Source organism: Myxococcota bacterium (assembly GCA_035498015.1).
In the GTDB taxonomy this organism is placed as follows: Bacteria; Myxococcota_A; UBA9160; order SZUA-336; family SZUA-336; genus VGRW01.
Window position 1 is genome coordinate 1 of the sequence record DATKAO010000154.1, and the last position, 13,961, is coordinate 13,961.

15 protein-coding genes are annotated in these 13,961 nt (G+C 71.5%); 6 read left to right on the plus strand and 9 right to left on the minus strand.

What is annotated here, in order from left to right; genetic code table 11:
- Nucleotides 1–690, minus strand: a 690-nt coding sequence (locus tag VMR86_13935) for an SAM-dependent chlorinase/fluorinase (protein ID HTO08145.1), incomplete at its 3' end; no start/stop codon positions are given.
- On the minus strand, nt 687–1,355 hold the full coding sequence (locus VMR86_13940; protein HTO08146.1) for a TIGR04283 family arsenosugar biosynthesis glycosyltransferase: 669 nt from the start codon (nt 1,353–1,355) through the stop codon (nt 687–689). The genes VMR86_13935 and VMR86_13940, both read right to left, overlap by 4 nt.
- Before the next feature lie 102 nt (nt 1,356–1,457).
- Here VMR86_13940 and VMR86_13945 point away from each other — a divergent pair, with 102 nt between their 5' ends.
- The 4 genes from VMR86_13945 to VMR86_13960 are packed head-to-tail and all read left to right on the plus strand — an operon-like array spanning nt 1,458 to nt 6,072.
- Nucleotides 1,458–2,783, plus strand: coding sequence for an FAD-dependent oxidoreductase (locus tag VMR86_13945; protein ID HTO08147.1), 1,326 nt, complete (start codon nt 1,458–1,460; stop codon nt 2,781–2,783).
- 60 nt (nt 2,784–2,843) lie between these two features.
- Nucleotides 2,844–3,035, plus strand: coding sequence for a 50S ribosomal protein L28 (gene rpmB, locus VMR86_13950; protein HTO08148.1), 192 nt, complete (start codon nt 2,844–2,846; stop codon nt 3,033–3,035).
- Between the two features lie 6 nt (nt 3,036–3,041).
- On the plus strand, nt 3,042–4,892 hold the full coding sequence (locus VMR86_13955) for an ABC transporter ATP-binding protein (GenBank protein ID HTO08149.1): 1,851 nt from the start codon (nt 3,042–3,044) through the stop codon (nt 4,890–4,892).
- A gap of 25 nt (nt 4,893–4,917) precedes the next feature.
- Nucleotides 4,918–6,072 carry an aspartyl protease family protein gene (locus VMR86_13960; GenBank protein ID HTO08150.1) on the plus strand — a complete coding sequence of 385 codons (1,155 nt, stop codon included), beginning with the start codon at nt 4,918–4,920 and terminating at the stop codon, nt 6,070–6,072.
- A 7-nt stretch (nt 6,073–6,079) separates the two neighbouring features.
- Here the strand turns inward: VMR86_13960 and VMR86_13965 are convergent, their stop codons facing one another.
- Genes VMR86_13965 through VMR86_13975 form a run of 3 tightly spaced genes read right to left on the minus strand, consistent with a single transcriptional unit; the run spans nt 6,080 to nt 8,278 of the window.
- On the minus strand, nt 6,080–6,946 hold the full coding sequence (locus VMR86_13965; GenBank protein ID HTO08151.1) for a pirin family protein: 867 nt from the start codon (nt 6,944–6,946) through the stop codon (nt 6,080–6,082).
- Between the two features lie 8 nt (nt 6,947–6,954).
- On the minus strand, nt 6,955–7,638 hold the full coding sequence (locus tag VMR86_13970; GenBank protein ID HTO08152.1) for an FKBP-type peptidyl-prolyl cis-trans isomerase: 684 nt from the start codon (nt 7,636–7,638) through the stop codon (nt 6,955–6,957).
- Nucleotides 7,639–7,669: 31 nt separating this feature from the next.
- Nucleotides 7,670–8,278: a TetR/AcrR family transcriptional regulator gene (locus VMR86_13975; protein HTO08153.1), complete on the minus strand. Its 609-nt coding sequence runs from the start codon at nt 8,276–8,278 to the stop codon at nt 7,670–7,672.
- Between the two features lie 70 nt (nt 8,279–8,348).
- Between VMR86_13975 and VMR86_13980 the strand changes: the two genes are divergently transcribed.
- Entirely contained in the window at nt 8,349–9,062 is a 714-nt protein-coding gene (locus tag VMR86_13980; GenBank protein ID HTO08154.1) for a crotonase/enoyl-CoA hydratase family protein, read from the plus strand.
- A gap of 3 nt (nt 9,063–9,065) precedes the next feature.
- On the opposite strand, the gene VMR86_13985 is transcribed toward VMR86_13980, so the two are convergent.
- Nucleotides 9,066–10,553, minus strand: a complete 1,488-nt coding sequence (locus VMR86_13985) for a HEAT repeat domain-containing protein (protein ID HTO08155.1) — start codon at nt 10,551–10,553, stop codon at nt 9,066–9,068.
- Between the two features lie 63 nt (nt 10,554–10,616).
- Between VMR86_13985 and VMR86_13990 the strand changes: the two genes are divergently transcribed.
- Nucleotides 10,617–11,174, plus strand: a complete 558-nt coding sequence (locus VMR86_13990) for an NADAR family protein (GenBank protein ID HTO08156.1) — start codon at nt 10,617–10,619, stop codon at nt 11,172–11,174.
- A gap of 64 nt (nt 11,175–11,238) precedes the next feature.
- Here VMR86_13990 and VMR86_13995 read toward each other — a convergent pair whose 3' ends face one another.
- The 3 genes from VMR86_13995 to VMR86_14005 are packed head-to-tail and all read right to left on the minus strand — an operon-like array spanning nt 11,239 to nt 13,859.
- Nucleotides 11,239–12,858: an AAA family ATPase gene (locus tag VMR86_13995; GenBank protein ID HTO08157.1), complete on the minus strand. Its 1,620-nt coding sequence runs from the start codon at nt 12,856–12,858 to the stop codon at nt 11,239–11,241.
- 40 nt (nt 12,859–12,898) lie between these two features.
- Entirely contained in the window at nt 12,899–13,375 is a 477-nt protein-coding gene (locus VMR86_14000) for a pyridoxamine 5'-phosphate oxidase family protein (GenBank protein ID HTO08158.1), read from the minus strand.
- Nucleotides 13,376–13,385: 10 nt separating this feature from the next.
- On the minus strand, nt 13,386–13,859 hold the full coding sequence (locus VMR86_14005) for a GNAT family N-acetyltransferase (protein ID HTO08159.1): 474 nt from the start codon (nt 13,857–13,859) through the stop codon (nt 13,386–13,388).
- Nucleotides 13,860–13,961: the final 102 nt, after the last annotated feature.

A 13,961-nucleotide genomic window follows, 5' to 3' on the forward strand; every position in this document is an offset into this window, starting at 1 on the left:
CGAGCCCACGACGGCGACGAGCCGGCCAGGCGCGACGTCACCGTAAGTGCGCGACAGCGGGAGCGTGTGGCCCGCGACCTCCAGCGACGCGGGCGCAGCGTCGGGCGCGCGCAGGTTCGTCACCAGGTTCCCGAAGCGGTCGACGTGGACGACCTCGCCGCGCAGGCCGCCGGCGACGGGAGACGGCACGGGAGCGGACAGGCGGACGAGCTCTGCCGCGGAAATGGCCGGACCGACGCTGGCGAGCTCGCCGCCGCTCGCGAGGAAGCCGGCGACGGGTCCGAATACGTCGCGGCCGTGAAACACCGGCGAGACGCTGGCTCGCCAGAGACTGCGGTTCTCGAGCACGTGAATGACAGGCGTCTCGGCCAGCGCCTCGAGCGCGCCGCCGAAGATCCCGTTGTCGGGGCCCACGAAGAGTTGTGGCCCGGCGCGCAGCGCGAGCCCGCGGCGCGCGGTCCCCACGCCCGGGTCGACCACCGCCACGTGCACCGTGCCGGGCGGGAAGAGCGGCGCGGCGCGGGCCAGCAGGTGACTCGCGGCGGTCACGTCGCCCGGCGCGAGCTCGTGCGACAGGTCGACCAGGCGCGCGCCTGGCAGCCGCTCGAGCACCGCTCCCTTCAGCGCGCCGGCGTAGCCGTCGGCGGTGCCGAAGTCGCTGGTCAGCGTGACGATGCCCGAGGGAGTCACGCCGCCGGCCGCCCCCGGTACCAGGCGGCCACGCTCTCGCGCGGGAGCCGCAAGAGATAGCCCGTGAGCGCCACCTGGTTCCGCAGCCACTGCCGCAGCACGCCGTTTCGCTGGTAGCGGCGCGCCGAGGTCAGCACCCACACGGGCAGGAGCGCGAGCCGGCCGTTTCGCTGGATCGTTCGCACCAGGTCGAGGTCCTCGAAGATCGGTACAGGAGCGATGCCGCCGGCGGCCTCGAGGAGACGCCGGCGCACGAACAGCGCCTGGTCACCGTACGGGAGCCCGCCCAGGCGCGCACGCGCCCGCGCGCCCCACTCCAGCACCCGCAGCGCCAGCCCCGGCCCTTCGAAGCGCAGCTCGAACGCGCCGCCGGCCACGCCCGGGTCTGCCAGCGCGCCTTCGAGAGCTGCTTGCCATCCCGCGGCCAAGCGCGTGTCGGCGTGGAGGAAGAGCACAGCCGCCCCGCGCGCCGCGCGCCAGCCGGCGTCCATCTGGCGGGCGCGGCCGGGCGGTGACTCGATCACGCGCTCGGCCCCCGCCCGCCGCGCGAGCTCTGCGGTGCCGTCCGTCGAGCCGCCGTCGACCACGATCCGCTCGACACCCGGCGCCGCTGCGGAAGCCAGGGCGCCCTCGATCCGGGTTTGCTCGTTCAGGGTCGGGATCACTACGCTGATCGCCGTTTCGCCCGGACGCACGAACCTAGAGTGCGAGGCGCTCCGGGGAATTACAATGTTTGGCGGAACTGGCCTTGGGGGTGAGAACGGCCGATGACCACGCTGCGCTCGGACGTCCTCGTCGTCGGGAGCTCGCTCGGCGGCCTGGTCGCCGCGACCTACCTGGCGCGCGCGGGGCTGCGCACCGTGCTGATCGAGGAGGACTGTCTCGCGAAGCGGCCGCCGCTCCTGCGCGAGCCGTTTGCGCTCTCGGGGCTCGAGATCGAAGGCCCCGCGCACCGCGTGTTCCGCGAGCTGGCGCTGCCGTTGATCGAGCAGCGCCGCGTCGCGCAGCGCTCCGTGGCCGTGCAGGTGCTGCTGCCGAACGCCCGGCTCGACGTGCACGCGGGCCGGCGCGACTTCGCGCGCGAGCTCGACGCGTTCCAGGTGTGCGACCCGGCGGCGGCGCAGGCCTTCTTCGAGGCGATCGACGCGCGCGGCGACGAGCTGCGCGCGCGGCTCGTCGAGGGCGAGGGCGGCGACGCGGGCGCGCCCCTCGTGCAGCGCCTGCTCACCCGCGCCGGCCGCAACGGCGGCATCGACCAGAGCCTCGGGCCCGTGCCCGACGGGCTCGCGCCGGTGGTGAATGCGCTGCTCGCGGCGCTGTCGCGACTCACTCCCGAGAGCTCGCCGGGCCGCGACGCCGCGATGCTGCTGCGCGGCACGCGCGAGGGCGGCTTCTTCATGCCCGACGCGGGCTCGCCCTTCCTCGACCTGTTCCGCCGCCGCTTCCTCACGCTGCACGGCGAGATCCGCGCCGCGGGTGAGTTCGCGCTGGTGACCGAGCGCGGCGAGCTGGGCGTCGAGCTGCCGCGCGGGCGGCTGTTCGCGCGCGGGGTGGTGCTGGCGGCGCCGCTCGAGCTCTTGCGCCGCGTCTCGACCGCGGCGGGCACCGCGCCGCGCTGGCTCGCCCCGCGCACCCCGCCCGTCGACGTGCCCGTGCGGCTGTTCCGCGCCGAGCCCGATGCCCTGCCCGTGGGGCTCGGCGCGCGCGCCGTCGTCGCGCCCGGCGCCCCGGACGCCCTGCACTGGATCGCGCGCCACGCCGACCCGGTTCAGGAAGGGGTCGAGTGGCTGCTCGTGGCCGGACCGGGTGCGGCCAGCCTTCCACCCGACCAGCCGCTGGGCGCGCTCAATCCCTTCCCGGACGACGGCCTGGTGCCCGTCGACCTGGGCGCCGCCCCGCGCTGGGACCGGGACGCCGCCGACCACCGCTTCCTTTCGCCGCGCAGCGAATCCGCGGTCCGCACCAAGCCCCCCGTCTACGCCGTGGGCCCGGAGCTCGCTCCCGGGCTGGGCTTCGAGGGCGAGCTCCTGCTCGCGCGGCAGGCGGCGCTTCGCCTCGCCGAGCGCCTCGGGGCAAAGCGCGGATTGCCATGACAGGGCTCGGGGCTTTTGGTACAAGGCCCCCCGGGAACTGAAGCCCCCAGGGGAATCGCCATGGCGTACGCGTGCGCGTTCTGCGGAAAGAAGCCCTCCTCGGGCAACAACGTGAGCCACGCGAACAACAAGTCGCGCCGGCGCTTTCTGCCGAACCTGAAGAGCGTCCGCGCGAACGTCTCCGGTCGGGTGCGGAAGCTGCGGGTCTGCACGCAGTGCATTCGCTCGGGGAAGGTCACGAAGGTCGCCTAGGCGGCCGTGCCCGACTCACCGGCCCCGACGCGTCCGATCCGGCGGCTCCTGCTCTACGCGCGCCCCTACGCCTGGCTCGTGGGGCTCGTGATCCTGTTCTCGATGCTCTACGGCGGCGGAGTCACGGGCCGCGCGTTCATCCTGCGCGGACTGGTCGACGACGTGGCGCTGCAGAACGCGCGCGCCGAGTCGATCGGCCAGATGCTCGAGCACCCCACGATCGACACCACCAACCCCGAGCAGCTGGTCAAGGAGCGCAGGCAGCTCAAGCATCGGGTGCGCAAGAACCTCTTGCGCGTGTTCCTGTCGGGTCTCGCGCTCGTGGTGTTCATGCCGATCGTGCGGCTGGTGCGTGACTACGCCTCGGAGTGGCTCATGTCGCGGCTGCTGGTCGACCTGCAGCGCGACCTGGCGGCGAAGCTCCTGCGGCTGCCGCTCGGGAGACACCAGCGAGACACGCGCGGCGACGCGATCTCGCGACTCACCAACGACACCGCGGTCGCGAACCGGCTCCAGTCACAAATCCTGGGCGACGTGCTGGAAGACGTGGGCGTGGTGGTCATGTCGGTCGTGGGCGCGGCGTTGCTCTCGTGGCCGCTCGCGCTGCTCTTGCTGTGCATCGGTCCGCCGGTCGCGTTCGTGCTGTCGGCCTTCGGCCAGCGCATCCGCAAGGCCAGCCGCCGGCGCCAGGAGCAGATCAGCGAAGTCATGCAGCGCTTCGTGCAGATCCTCTCCGGCATCAAGCTGATCAAGGCCTTCGGCGCCGAGGAGACCGAGCGCAAGAGCTTCGACGACGAGATCCTGCGCTACTTCCGCCGTTCGCTGCGCGTGGTGCGCAACCGCGTGTTCTCGCGCTCGCTGGTCGAGTTCGTGACCCAGGGGGTCATGGTCGGCGTGGTGGTGCTCGGCATCTGGGCGGTGATCGGCGACTTCTGGGGACTCACCCTGGGCCGGCTGATCGGCTTCGCGTTCGTGACCGGCAGTCTCTACCGGCCGATGAAGGCGCTGACGCAGCTCTGGAACCAGGTGCACGAGACCGCGCCCTCGGCCGAGCGCATCTTCGAGGTGATCGACGCCGAAGAGGAGCTGCTCGACCCGCCCGACGCGCTGCACCACGCGCGGCTCGACCAGGGCATCCGCTTCCGCGACGTGGTGTTCCACTACGGCCGCGAAGAGGTGCTGAAGGGACTGGACCTCGAGATCCCGGCGGGCAAGACCCTGGCGCTGGTGGGACCGACCGGCTCGGGCAAGACCACGGTGGCCGACCTGGTGCTGCGCTTCCACGACCCCGAGTCGGGCACGATCGAGTTCGACGGCATCGACGCGCGCAAGCTCTCGCGCAGGTCGATTCGCGAGATGTGCGCCGTGGTGACTCAGGAGGCGTTCCTGTTCGACGCGACCATCCTCGAGAACATCCGCTTCGGCCGGCCCGAGGCGAGTCACAGCGAGGTCGAGGCCGCGGCGCGCGCCGCGAACGCGCACGAGTTCATCGAGAAGCTGCCGCAGGGCTACGACACGCCCGTGGGCGAGCTGGGCGGCCAGCTCTCCGGCGGCCAGCGCCAGCGCATCACCGTGGCGCGCGCGATGCTGCGCGATCCGCAGATCCTGATCTTGGACGAGCCGACCTCGGCGCTCGACGCGATCTCGGAGCAGGCCGTCCAGGCCGCGATCGGCGAGCTCATGAAGCACCGCACGGTGCTGGTGATCGCCCACCGGCTCTCGACCGTGCAGTCGGCCGACCGCATCGCCGTGCTCGAGAACGGCGTGATCAGCATGACCGGGACTCACGACGAGCTGGCCGCGCGCGGCGGGCTGTACCAGAAGCTCGTGAAGCTACAGCTGAGTCCCGCCAGCTAGCGAGCTACCGGTGTAGAATCGCGGGGTGGCCAAGACACTCGGCCTCGTCGTTCTGAGTCTCGCTCTGGCCGCCCGTGCCGACGCGCCCGCCGACCCGCCAGCCGAGGCGATCGTGGGCACCCTGCCCTTCCTCGCTGCGCAGGAGACGAACCGGATCTTCGTGAACCTGGCGCCCGACGGAGAGAAGGAGTTCCGGCTGATACTCGACACGGGTGCCGAGGGCAGCCTGCTCACCCCGCGCTACGCGCGCGAGCTCGGCGTGAACGTGCGCAGCGCGAGAGACCGTGCGTACGAGCGGGAGACGCGGCTGGGCCGGAACCTGCAGTTCTGGGTGGACACCTCGTCCAGCGAGTCCGCATCGCGCACCGGTTGGGAGTACGGCCTCTTGGGCGGGAACTTCTACGGCGAGTACGTGCTCGACCTGGACTTCAAGCAGCGCCGCGTGCGGCTCATCGACGCGAGCCGCTGGCAGGTGCCCCAGTCGGTCGCCGCGCCGGACGAGGCGGTGCTGCCGCTGCGTGTGATGGGCAACCGTCCGTTCGCGAAGATCGGGCTCGAGGGCAAGGAGGTCGACATCCTGCTCGACACCGGCGATCCAGCGGTGCTGAGTCTCTCGGGCGCGAGCGCGCGACGCGCCGGCTTCGACAAGCCGCCGCTCGGCAAGGTGGACGTGGCCGGGGTGCTCGGACGGATCGAGTCGTACGCGGTCGAGGCCAACGAGCTCACCGTGGGACCGTTCAAGTTCGCGCCGGCGCCGATCGTGTTCTCGCCCAAGGGCGCGTACAACATGGGCGGCTCGTCCGATTCGGCGCTGGGCTACGACCTGTTGTGTCACTTCCACGTGCGCATCGACTATCCGCACAAGCGCCTGTGGCTCAAGCGCGAGGACGACGAGCCGCTGGCCTGGCTCGGCCAGCCCTGGGCCGCCGTCCGGCGTGCGGGGCTGTTCGCGTCGGTCACGAGCCAGGGCATCCACGTCGACGGCGTGCTTCCCGACACCCCCGCGGCCCGCATGGGCATCCGGCCCGGCGACGAGATCGAGTTCCACGGCGAGGCGCAGGCCAAGGCGCTCGAGGAGACGCTGGCGACGATCGAACGCGGCGATCGCATCACGGTCGTGCGCGATGGCGGTGAGAACCTGCCGCCGGAGCAGATACAGCTCGGCGGCAAGCAGGAGTAGCTCGAGCTCACTCGCCCGGCAGCGGGATGTACTCCACTTGGTCGAGGTCGGGGAGCTTCATGCGGCCCGCCCGCCAGTCGGCCTTGGCGTCTTCGATGCGCTCGCGCGAGTGGGACACGAAGTTCCACTCGATGTAGCGGCGCCCGAGCGACTCACCGCCCAGCGCCATGACCAGCGAGGGCTCGAGCGCGGCCAACGCCGCGGGACGGCCGGCACCGAACAGCAGCATCTGGCCCGCGCCGTAGCTGCGCTGGTCGACCTCGACCGAGCCGGTCACCACGTACGCGGCGCGCTCGGCGGGCTCGTCGGGCAGCTCGGCGCGAGCGCCCGGGTCGAGCTCCCAGTGCAGGTAGAAGAGCGGCGAGTGAGTCGTGACCGGAGCGCGCAGGCCGTACGCCTCGCCCGCGATCAGCCGGCCGCGCAGGCCCTTGGCCTCCTGGCGCGGCAGCGCGTCGGCGCCGTAGTGCGTGAAGCTGGGGTCGGTCTCCTCGTCGCGCTCGGGCAGCGCCACCCAGGCCTGGATGCCGTGCATGGCTCCGCCCTCGCGGCGCGCGCGCTCGAAGCGCTCGGAGTGAGTGATGCCGCGGCCCGCGGTCATCCAGTTCACTTCGCCGGGCTGGATCGGCTGCTCGGAGCCGACGCTGTCGCGGTGCATGATCTCGCCCGCGAACAGGTAGGTCAGCGTGGAGAGGCCGATGTGCGGGTGCGGCCGCACGTCGACCGTGCGCGGGATGCCGCGCGGAAAGTCGACCGGCCCCATGTGATCGAAGAAGATGAACGGCCCCACCATCTGGCCGCCCGCGTAGGGCAAGACGCGCCCGACCTCGAAGCCCCCGAGGTCGCGGCGCCGCTGCTCGATCACCCGCTCGATCACGAGTCAGCTCACTTCTGAGACGGAATGTCGAGCAGCTCGACCTCGAAGGCGAGCGTGGCCCCGGGCTTGATCTTCGGCCCGGCGCCTCGGTCGCCGTAGGCCGTGCTCGGGGGACAGGTGAGCCTGGCCTTGCCGCCCACGCGCATCTTGGCGACGCCCTGGGTCCAGCAGGGAATCACTCCGTTCAGAGCGAACTCCGCCGGCCCGCGCTCGGTCGAGCTGTCGAACACGGTTCCGTCGCGCAGCTTGCCGGTGTAGTTCACCTTCACGCGGTCGGCGTTGCCGGGTGTGGCGCCCGTACCGGGAGTGAGCTCCTTATAGATGACTCCCGAGTCGAGCTTCACGGCGCCCGGCTCGGCCGCCGCGGCGGCCAGGAAGCTCGCGCCCGCGCTCTCTTCCTGGGCTGCCGCCGCTTTGGCGCGAGCGGCCATGAACTCCTGGATCTTCAGCCCCCACTCCTCGACGCTGACTTGCGGCTTGCCGGCCAGGCCGTCGTGCAGCCCGCGCTCGAACAGCGCGAGCTCGTCGTCGCTGAGTGAGAACGGCGCGAGGTTGCGCGACATCATGACGCCGAGCGCGTAGACCGAGCGCTGGTCGTCGTCCTGGAGCCGCGCCGAGTCGGCCGACTTCATCGACGGCTTGCACGCGAGCGCGAGCAGGGCCAGGAGCATCGGGACGGCGAATCGGTTCATGCGGTGCTTCCCCTCGTATGAATCAGGAATCCTACCTGCGGCGCGGCCGCTTGCGAACCGGCGCCTTCCGGCCTGCTGCCAGCAGTGAGTCGAGCTCTTCTGCCGCGGCGAGCAGCGGCGTCCCGCTCTGCTCCACGCGCGCCTGCACCAGCGCGCCGTCGAGCGCCGCGATCGCGAGCCCGGCCAGCCGCTCCGCGCGCCGCGCCGGGAAGCCGTCGGCCAGCAGCCGCGCGGCCAGGATGCGCCGCCACTCCGCGTGCGCCTCGCGCCCCGCCGCGGTCACTTCGGGGTCACTCGGCGCGTTCTCGAGCAGCACGGTGGTGATCGGGCTGCCGTCTCGCCAGCCGGACTGCGACATCCACTTCGCGAGCAGCCGCGCGTGCGCCTTCACGAGCTCGCCGGCCGACTTCGCCTTCAGAGCGAGCTCCTCCACAGTGGCCACCACGCGCCGCCCCGCCTCGCGCACCGCGGCGTCGGCGATCTGCGCCTTGCCGTCCGGGAAGTAGTGATAGAGCGAGCCCTTCGGCGCACCCGACAGCTCCACGATGTCGGACAACCCCGTCGCCGAGTAGCCCTTCTGGCGGAACAGCGTGACGGCCGCGTCCACGATCGCGCGCCGGTGCTTGGGTGGTGCCGACATCCGGGTGTTGGTTCGCACAGCGCCGCGGGACTCGCCATCCGGCTCGGACAAACTATATTGACCGGTCTACATGGTCAAATACGAGCTCACCGCCGGCGTCGCCCGGATCACGATCGACGACGGCAAAGTGAACGTGATGTCGCTCCCGATGTTGCAGGCGCTGCACGCGGCCTTCGAGCGCGCCGCGCGCGACGGGGCGATGGTGCTGCTGCGCTCGGGCCGGCCCGGGATCTTCTCGGCCGGCTTCGACCTCAAGGTGTTTGCCGCCAACGACGCCCGCCGGAGTGTGGCGATGGTGCGCGCCGGCGCCGAGCTCGCGCTGAAGCTGCTGTCCTTCCCTGCCCCGGTGCTCGCGATATGCGAGGGCCACGCCTTCCCGATGGGCGCCTTCCTGCTCCTGGCTTCGGACCTGCGGATCGGCGTCGACGGGCCGTTCAAGATCGGCCTGAACGAGGTCGCGATCGGCATCGCCGTGCCGAGCTTCGCGCTCGAGCTGGCGCGGCAGCGCCTGGCGCCGGCGTATCTGAGCCGCAGCGCGACCACCGGAGAGATGTACTCACTGGCCGAGGGAGTGACCGCCGGATTTCTCGATCGGGTGGTGCCGGCGGCCGAGCTGGAGACAGCGGTCGAATCGGCGACTCAGGCACTCCACAAAGTGCACCGCCTGCCGCACGCAAACACCAAGGCACGTCTGCGCGCAGGCGCGATCCAGGCCGTGCGAGAGGCGATCGACGCGGAGCTCGCGCCCGGGGCGAGCTTCGGAGCCTCGGAAGCCATCTTGTGACCGCTACGGACGGAGCTGCTGCAGGAGTCGCGCGGCGCGCTCCATCTCGCCCTCGTCATGGACGAGCGGCGCGAGGATCAGGCCGATCTCCTCGGCGAGTAGCTCGGCGTCGGTGGGTTCTTCGGGTGGCGGAGGTGGCTTGCTATCCGCGTCCCGCCGCGTCGCCTCGAGCGCGGTGAGTCGCTCCGCGCGGAGGATCTCGTGTAGACGTGCGAGCGAGGGCCGGAGCGGCTGCGCGTCATCGCCCGGGCTCTCGATCAGTCCGAGTACGCTGAACACGAACCGCTCGTCGGGTCCGCCCGACCCGAGCCGCGCAACGCCCTGGTCGATCCACGTACGGATCGAATCGAGCGCGGGCGCGACACGCGAGCCAAGTGAGTCGAGCCCCTGGAGCGCGGCCTCCGTCGCATCGTCGTCGTCGCTCTGCAGGTCTCTGCCCATCGCGCGCACGAGCTCAGGGGCCGGGGCGCGCCACTCCTTCGCCGCGCGGTACGCCTGTGCGCGCACCTTCCACGCCGGATCGCCCGCCAGCTCGACGAGCGGCGCCGTGTCGGACTCCGGGACACCGACCTGCCCCAGCGCGTGGGCCGCTGCAGCCCGCACGGTGTCGTCCGGGTCGTGGCACGGGCGGAGCGCTTGATCGCGCCAGGCCTGTGACCGCGTGCTGCCGCTGCGGCGAGCCAACCCACTCCCGATCCACAACACCCCGGAGACACGATCGGGCGGAGCGTCGCGCAGCTTCTCGAGCATGAGGTCACTCGCTGCCGGGCTCGGGCGCGCGATCTCCTCGAGCAGCCAACAGAGACCGTAGAAAGCTTCGCTTGGACCGGTGGGATCGATCTCGGCCGTGATCCGGGTTGCGGCATCGGAGTCATCGGCGAGGATCCGAGCGAGCGCGATGCCCAGGTGGAAGGGCTGACTATCCACTCCGAGCATGCGCACCCTCTCGAGCAGCCGAGGCACCGCCGGGACCGCAGCCGGACCCATCGATCCAAGCGCGGGAATCACGGCGCAGGAGGACACCATCGGCTCGGGGTGATCGAGACAGGTCACGAGCTGGTCGAGGCACGCGGCTCCCGCCGGCCCGATGCCGCCGAGCCAGCGAGCGATGTTCCCGCCATAGAGCTCCGCGGGACCCCGGAGCTCGTCTCCCGATACTGGATATCTCGCCTCGGCCGCGTGACTCCAGCGCGCGTCGCCTTGCGCACGCGCCCGGGCGCCCCAATTCGACATGCGTGCTTCGTACTGGCGGGACATGCGACCCGCCCAGAACGAGATCAGGGCGTGCAGGAACTCGTCCCGGCCCCGGCCCAGGAGCTCGAATCCCCGCGCCAGCCCTCCGGTCCAGCGCCCTCCGACCGATGGCTCCCGCATGGTGACCGCGAATAGGAGTGAATCTGCCGCGCGCCGGATGCGAAATACCGGAGCCAGCAGCTGGGGCAGCAGCCGGGCGACTTGCTCGGGGCTGGCCGATTGCTGCTGCGGACTCATGTGCGTCTCCGACTGTGAGCCCCTTCTCTACGGCCGTCGGCCCGGACTGAGTAAAGTACCGGCATGTCCTCTCACTACAGCCGGGCTGCCCTCGCCGACGCCATGGACGCCGGCCACCGGCCGGAGTTTCTGTTCTTCTGGGGCCACACGTCGAAGAGCGACGCGCCCGGCAAACACTGCCTGTCGCAGTGGTGGCCCGCCGCGTTCACGGTCGACGCTGTCTCGTATCCGACGGCCGAGCACTTCATGATGGCGGAGAAGGCGCGCCTGTTCGCTGATCCGCCCGCGCTCGCGCTCATCCTCGGCGCCGGAACGCCGCGCGAAGCGAAGCAGCTCGGCCGCAGAGTACGCGGCTTCGACGGCGCGAGGTGGGAGGCCGCGCGCTTCGAGCTCGTGGTCCGGGGAAACGCCGCGAAGTTCGGACAGAACCCCCTGCTCCGGGAGTATCTCCTCGGCACCGGTGGCTCGGTGATCGTGGAAGCCAGCCCGCGAGACCGGATCTGGGGCATCGGCATGGGCGAGAGCAACCCGAATGCGCGCTCACCGCGCCAATGGCGCGGTCAGAACCTGCTCGGCTTCGCGCTCATGCGCGTGCGAGACGAGCTGCGGCGCGGCAGGTGACCCTAATACGCCAGGACTCTTTGCCAGAGTGACCCGCCCGCGGCTCGTGCAGCGGCTCAGGCGGCTAGCGTGACTCGCGGCCGGCGATACGCCGTGCGAGCGCGGTCACCTCGGCCCGCCAGCTCGGCGCGTCGGTGGCGAGGGTCGCGCGCGCGTCCGCCGGCCACTCTGCCGGTGACTCGAAGCCACGAGCGCTCGCTTCGTAGAGCTCCGGGCCCGCGTCGGACGGATCGCCGCCGGCGCGCGACCGGGCCTCGAGCCGCGCGCGCGCGACCGGTGCGGCGCAAGTCGTCTCGACCAGGAAGGCCCCCACGCCTTCGCTCGCCACCCAGCGCAGCAGCTCGGCGCGCAGCGAGGTCCGGGCGTAGGTCGCATCGAGGATCGCCGTCCGGCCCGAACGCACCACCGGCAGCGCGCGCTCGAGCAGCCCCGCGTAAGTGTTCGCCGTACGCTGTTCAGTGTAGAGCTCCATGTGTCCGCGCGCGGTGTCTCCGAGACGCGCTTGGCGTTTGCGCACGCGGTCCGAGGTGACGACCACGCCGCCGAGGTCGTCGGCCAACGCGCGCGCGACCGTGCTCTTGCCCGTGCCCACGATCCCGGCCAGCGCCACGACCCGACCGGCTGCGGGCTCGGCCAGCGCCGCCTCGGCCAGCGTGAGGTGCCGCTCGGCGCTGGCCGAGGCTGCCTCGCGCTGCGCCTTGGAGACGGCCGCGTCGCGCGATGCCAGCGCGGCGACCTTCGCGCGCACGGCCGCGCGATAGGCGATGAAGAAGTCGACCACGCCGTACAGGTCGTAGTCGTCCATCGCTTCGGCGTAGCGGCGCAGGAAGCGCTCGCCCAGGTCGCGCCGCCCGCGGTAGGCGAGGTCCATGGCCAGGAATGCCACCTCCGATGCGGCGTCGATCTCGCGGTAGTCACTGCGGAACTCGAGACAGTCGATCGCGATCGGCGGGGCGCCTTGCCGCTCGAACCAGACGTGCTGCAGGTGCAGGTCGCCGTGCGCGTCGACGACGCGGCCGGCCTGGCGCCGCACCTCGAAGCGGCTGGAGTGGCGCGCGAGGAACTGCTCGGCGCGTCTCAGGGCCGCGCCCGCGCGCTCGGCGAGCGGGCCGACCTCGGCGATCTCGGAGAACGATTCGCGCACGGGCGCGCCGACCCTCTCGAGCCACTCCGCGGCAGGCCACGGCGCCGGTGCGCCCATCCCGTGCGCGCGATGGAACTCGAGGATCCGCTGCGCGATCGCATCGACCTCAGGCGCCTCGAGCTCGCCACGCTGGAGCAGCGAGAGCGCGTCCCGGCCCTCGCTGAGACGGACCATGACGACGCAGTGCTCGGCCCCAGCAGACGCGAGTGACTCTCGGGTCGCACCGACGCGTACGAAGCCCTCGCGGATCTCCACCGGGGCCACGCCCAGATAGATCTCGGGCGCGAGCCGCCGGTTGAGCCGCACCTCGCGCAGCGAGTCCTCATTGCGCGCCGCGCGGGTGGCGAAGTCGAGAAACGGGAAGCGCACCGCCTTGTGGAGCTTGTACGCGTGCCCCCGAGTGAGAAACACGTGCGAGAGGTGGGTCTGGATGTGCTGGATGCCATCCGCCGCGCCCGGATCGCCGGGATAAGCCTCGGGCCGCTCCAGCGCCGCCACCAGCCCCGGGTCCAGGCCCTCGATCGGAGGGGAGGCCGGCATCCGCCTGCTCACCTCCCGAACGCGGCGAGGATGCTCGAACTCACTCCCGCCAGCGGAGACCCCCCTGCCCGGTCGCCAGTGCGCTGCCGGGCAGCATGCGGATGCGCCAGGGCTCGACGCGCAGGGCGGCGAAGGCGTCGACCGCGGGGCTCGTCCAGCCCGGGATGATCGCGGGGTCGTAGCCGACCGGCGCGGGCCCGTTCTTCAGCAAATTCCAAACGCGCTCACGGGTCGGGAGGTCGAAGAAGAGCTCCGCGCGGCACTCGGCCTGGGCGGTGTCGTGAGTCGGAGTCCAGTAAGAGAGCGAGAGGTTCGGGCTCTTCGCCAGATGGGCGCGCTTCAGCGGCGTCGGCGCGGTCGCGATCCAGCCGACGAGTCGCGCGCCGTCCCACTGCCAGATCGGGTGCAGGATGCGCGTGAAGGGCCGGCCGCGCGGGTCGACGCTGGCCGCGCTGCACCAGACGATGCGGTGGGCGAGCTCGACGAACTTCGGGGCGATGTCCTTGAGGTCGGTCATGGCGCCGATTCTACCCTTCCCCGGCCAGGCGCGAGACGAGCACCAGCGCCGAGTTCTCGGGACCCCAGAGCGCCAATGACTCGAACAGCGGCTCGAAGCCCTGCGCGAGATAGAAGGCGCGCGTCTTCTCGTAGTCGGCATCGGGAGTGAGCGGGCCGCGCGTCTTCACGTGCAGCCAGTGGGCGCCGCGCTCCGATGCGAAGCCGCGTGCCCAGCGCACCAGCTCGCGCCCCACGCCGTGCCGGTGCCGGCGAGGCTCGACGCCCATCACGTGGATCTCGAACGACAGTGGGTTGTGCGCCTCCAGGGCGATGAAGCCGACGATCTCGCCGTCGGCCTCGGCCACCGCGGCGGGCAGGCGCCGCAGGCTTTCGACATAGGCTCGGTTCGATGCCTCGATGCCGAACCAGGCCGGTAGAGCGCGCAGCACGCGCTCGCAGCCAGGAACGTCGCGCCCTTCGAGGGCGCGAATCTGCGTACTCATGTGCTTTCCCTTCGTGTCTGGGAGGTGACTCAGATCGGCTCGATCGAGCGTGAGTCCGGTCCGCACATGACCTCGACAGGCTACACCCCGAGTCAGCTCTTT

Coding starts and splice junctions, on each gene's coding strand:
- VMR86_13945 (HTO08147.1), top strand. CDS start 1,458: ATGACCACGCTGCGCTCGGACGTCCTCGTCGTCGGGAGCTCGCTCGGC.
- rpmB (HTO08148.1), top strand. CDS start 2,844: ATGGCGTACGCGTGCGCGTTCTGCGGAAAGAAGCCCTCCTCGGGCAAC.
- VMR86_13970 (HTO08152.1), bottom strand. CDS start 7,638: ATGAACCGATTCGCCGTCCCGATGCTCCTGGCCCTGCTCGCGCTCGCG.
- VMR86_13975 (HTO08153.1), bottom strand. CDS start 8,278: ATGTCGGCACCACCCAAGCACCGGCGCGCGATCGTGGACGCGGCCGTC.
- VMR86_13980 (HTO08154.1), top strand. CDS start 8,349: ATGGTCAAATACGAGCTCACCGCCGGCGTCGCCCGGATCACGATCGAC.
- VMR86_13985 (HTO08155.1), bottom strand. CDS start 10,553: ATGAGTCCGCAGCAGCAATCGGCCAGCCCCGAGCAAGTCGCCCGGCTG.
- VMR86_13990 (HTO08156.1), top strand. CDS start 10,617: ATGTCCTCTCACTACAGCCGGGCTGCCCTCGCCGACGCCATGGACGCC.
- VMR86_13995 (HTO08157.1), bottom strand. CDS start 12,858: ATGCCGGCCTCCCCTCCGATCGAGGGCCTGGACCCGGGGCTGGTGGCG.
- VMR86_14000 (HTO08158.1), bottom strand. CDS start 13,375: ATGACCGACCTCAAGGACATCGCCCCGAAGTTCGTCGAGCTCGCCCAC.
- VMR86_14005 (HTO08159.1), bottom strand. CDS start 13,859: ATGAGTACGCAGATTCGCGCCCTCGAAGGGCGCGACGTTCCTGGCTGC.